At 73.0% G+C, this 3431-nt stretch carries 4 protein-coding genes; 3 read left to right on the forward strand and 1 reads right to left on the reverse strand.

What is annotated here, in order from left to right:
• Positions 1 to 32 precede the first annotated feature (32 nt).
• Positions 33 to 476: a hypothetical protein gene (locus tag ACFQ36_RS21705; protein WP_377017461.1), complete on the reverse strand. Its 444-nt coding sequence runs from the start codon at positions 474 to 476 to the stop codon at positions 33 to 35.
• Between the two features lie 212 nt (positions 477 to 688).
• Between ACFQ36_RS21705 and ACFQ36_RS21710 the strand changes: the two genes are divergently transcribed.
• From ACFQ36_RS21710 to ACFQ36_RS21720, 3 genes are all read left to right on the forward strand, one after another.
• Positions 689 to 1669, forward strand: coding sequence for an ABC transporter ATP-binding protein (locus ACFQ36_RS21710; RefSeq protein ID WP_377017463.1), 981 nt, complete (start codon positions 689 to 691; stop codon positions 1667 to 1669).
• A 6-nt stretch (positions 1670 to 1675) separates the two neighbouring features.
• On the forward strand, positions 1676 to 2536 hold the full coding sequence (locus tag ACFQ36_RS21715) for an ABC transporter permease (RefSeq protein ID WP_377017465.1): 861 nt from the start codon (positions 1676 to 1678) through the stop codon (positions 2534 to 2536).
• A gap of 54 nt (positions 2537 to 2590) precedes the next feature.
• On the forward strand, positions 2591 to 3431 hold an 841-nt coding region (locus ACFQ36_RS21720; protein ID WP_377017467.1), incomplete at its 3' end, for a sensor histidine kinase.

Here is a 3431-nt window from a genome sequence, read left to right on the forward strand (position 1 = left end):
TGCCGGACCCTCGCATGGCCGGTTCCCGGTGCTCAGGCCCCGGAGCCGGGGCCGGTCTGCGGGCCCGCCCCGGACGGAGTTGCCGGACCCGTGCCCTCCCCGCTGCCGGGTGCACCCGCCCCGGACTGCGGGTAGGCGGTGGTGGCCGGATTCTCCACCGTGGCCGCCGGCTGGCCGGAATAGTGCACCGGTTCCGGCGCGCCCGCCGGGGTGCTGCCGGAGGGCTCCTGCTTGTCGTGGCGGAGGGCGCCGGTAAGACTCTCCCCGGCCTTCTTCACCGCGTCCTTGAGGTGGCCCTGGGCCTCGGGGGCCTTGTCCTTGACGGCCGCGGCGGCCCCGGAGACCTTTTCCCGGACCTGCGGGCTTTCCCAGAATTGCCGCGCCCGGCTCTTGAGCTGCTCGTAGCCGGCTCTGCCGGCGCGGGTGCCCAGGACGTAGCCTGCGGCCAGGCCTGCCCCGAAAACTATGGCTTTCATTGTGGCGCTCCTGCGGTAGGGGATAGGACAACGTAAGCATACTGAGTATCGGCGTTCAACCACCGGCCGCGTCATCCCTGAGGACTACCGTGCGGCCCCGAAGATCAGCCTCGGGAGCAATGTGCCGGGGCCGGCCCGTCCGTAGCGTAGACGGTGCGGCCAAAGGGCCGCACCCCGGTTTTCCACATGATCCCCGACTAAGGACGGTTCAGATGATCGAGGCACACGGCCTGGTCAAGGTCTACGGCGGCCAGCCCAAAAAATACGCCGTGCAGGGCATTTCCTTCACGGTCCAGCCCGGCAAGGTCACCGGTTTCCTGGGCCCGAACGGCGCCGGCAAGTCCACCACCATGCGCATGATCATGGGCCTGGACGCGCCGACCGCGGGCCGGGTCACGGTCAACGGCAGGCCCTACGCCGCGCACAAGGCGCCGCTGGGCCAGGTCGGGGCGCTGCTGGACGCCAAGGCCGTGCACACCTCGCGCAGTGCCCTGAACCACCTGCGGGCCCTGGCTGCCACCCACGGCATCCCGCGCCGGCGCGTGCGCGAGGTCATCGAGCTGACCGGGCTGGGCGCGGTGGCCAACAAGCGCGTGGGCGGCTTCTCCCTGGGCATGGGCCAGCGGCTGGGCATTGCCGCCGCGCTGCTGGGGGACCCGCAGACGGTGATCCTGGACGAGCCGGTCAACGGCCTGGACCCCGAAGGCGTGCTCTGGGTCCGCAACCTGGCCCGCTCGCTGGCGGCCGAGGGGCGCACCGTGTTCCTCTCCTCGCACCTGATGAGCGAGATGGCCCGGACCGCCGACCACCTGATTGTGATCGGCCGCGGCCGGATCATCGCCGACGCCTCCATGCAGGAGATCCTGGACGGCCGCGGCCGGGTGCGCACCCGGGTGCGCACCGACGGGGCCGGGGACGCGCACCTGCTCGCCGGCGCGCTCGCCGGTCCCGGCGTGAGCATCGAGGCCCGCGAGCCGGGCCTGCTGGAAGTCTCCGGCGTCGAGCCCCGGGTGATCGCCCGGGCCGCCCTGGAGCACCGGGTGCTGGTGTGCGAGCTGACCCCGCTGCAGGCCTCGCTCGAAGAGGCCTACCTGGACCTGACCCGCGACGAGGTCGAATACCACTCCGGCGGCCCGGCCGGCACCCACGAGGACCGCAGCGACATTGCCGCCGACGCCGCGGCAGGAAAGTAGCCCCCGATGAGCACCCCTGCACTGCAGACCCGCCCGGCCGGCACCCCGGCCGCCCGCCCCGCCGCCCGCGGCGTCAACTTCCTCCGCGCCCTGCATGCGGAGTGGATCAAGTTCACCACCCTGCGTTCGACCTGGATCCTGCTGGCCACCACCGTGGCGGTCATGGTCGGCATCGGCCTGCTCGGCGGCTGGGGCCTGGGCTCGGCCCTGGACCAGGCGGCGGCCGAGGGCCGGGATCCGGCCGCCGTCGGCGTCGAGCCGCAGCTGCTGTACCTGATGCCCACCGGCGGCATCGACTTCGGCCAGCTGATCATCGGCTCGCTGGGCGTGCTGCTGATCGCCTCCGAATATTCCACCGGCATGATCCGCTCCACCATGATGGCGGTGCCGGACCGGCTCTCCCCGCTGTTCGCCAAGGCCGTGGTCATCGCGGCGGTGGCCGCCGTCACCGGCATCGTCGCCAGCTTCGCCACCTACTTCCTGCTGCAGCCCATCCTCTCCGGGTACGGGCAGGAGTTCGGCCTGGCGGTGGAGAACCTGGTGCCCTCCATGCTGCTGGCCGGGGTGTACCTGGCGCTGGCCTCGCTGATCGCCCTGGCCCTGGGCACCCTGCTGCGCAACAGCGCCGGCGGCATCGTCACCCTGGTGGCGCTGTTCCTGGTCCTGCCCACGGTGCTCGGGTTCATCCAGCTGGACTGGATCCAGGACGCCCTCCCGTACCTGCCCTCCAACGCCGGCCGGCAGCTGCTGGCCCTGGACATTGCCGAGGGCGAGCTGACCCGGCTGCAGGGCGGTGCGGTCATGGCCGCCTGGACCGCGGTGCTGCTGGCGGCCGCCGCGGTGGCCACGAAGACCCGCGATGTCTGAGCCCGTAGCGGGCGCAGCAGCCGGGCGCGGCTAAGCTCGTTACCCATGGGGACCATGGCTTTGGGGCAGGAGACGGCGGAACGCACGGCCGCCGTCTCCTTCACCGAACTGGCGGCGCGGCGGCGCGGGCCGCTGCGCCGCTTCCTGCGCCGCCGGCCGGTGGTGATGGACGCGCTGGTGGTCGGGGCCTACCTGCTGCTGTCGGCCGCCACGCTGCTGTCCGGCCATCCGGCGGTGCTGCCGGTGATGCTGGCGGTGGCCGCCGTCCTGCTGTTCCGGCGCCGCTGGCCGGTGGCGGTGCTGGCCGTGCTGACCGTCCTGGAGACGGCGCTCATCGTCCTGCAGCCCACCAGCCAGTCCGCCACCGTGAGCCTGTGGTTCGCCCTCTATGCGGTGGCGCTGACCCGCCCGGCGCGCCTTGCCGTGCCGGCCCTGGTGGCCGCCAGCCTGCCCCCGATGGCCGCCTTCGGCTTCTTCCTCCCGGATCTGCTGCGCTCGGCCCTGCCCGCGGCGGAGCTGGCGCAGCTCAAGGCCGAGTTGCCCTACGTCGGCTGGGTCCTGGCCGCCTTCGTGGCGGCCGCCAACCTGATCGCCACCGGCATCGGCAGCGTGGTCCGCCGGGACCGGCAGCACGAGGAGGAAGTGGCCCGCTGGGCCGCCGGGCATGCCCGGCTGGCCTCCGCCGCCGAACGCACCCGGATCGCCCGGGACATGCACGACGTCGTCGCGCATTCGCTGTCGGTCATGATCGCGCTCTCGGACGGCGCCGCCGTCGTCGTGCGCAAGGATCCCGAGCGCGCCGGCGCAGTGCTGGAGCAGCTCTCGACGACCGGCAGGACCGCCCTGGCGGACATGCGCCGCGTGCTGGGCGTGCTGCGCGGGGACGGCGGCGCCG

Origin of the sequence: Arthrobacter sp. GCM10027362 (assembly GCF_042679445.1) — a bacterium.
GTDB lineage: Bacteria > Actinomycetota > Actinomycetes > Actinomycetales > Micrococcaceae > Crystallibacter.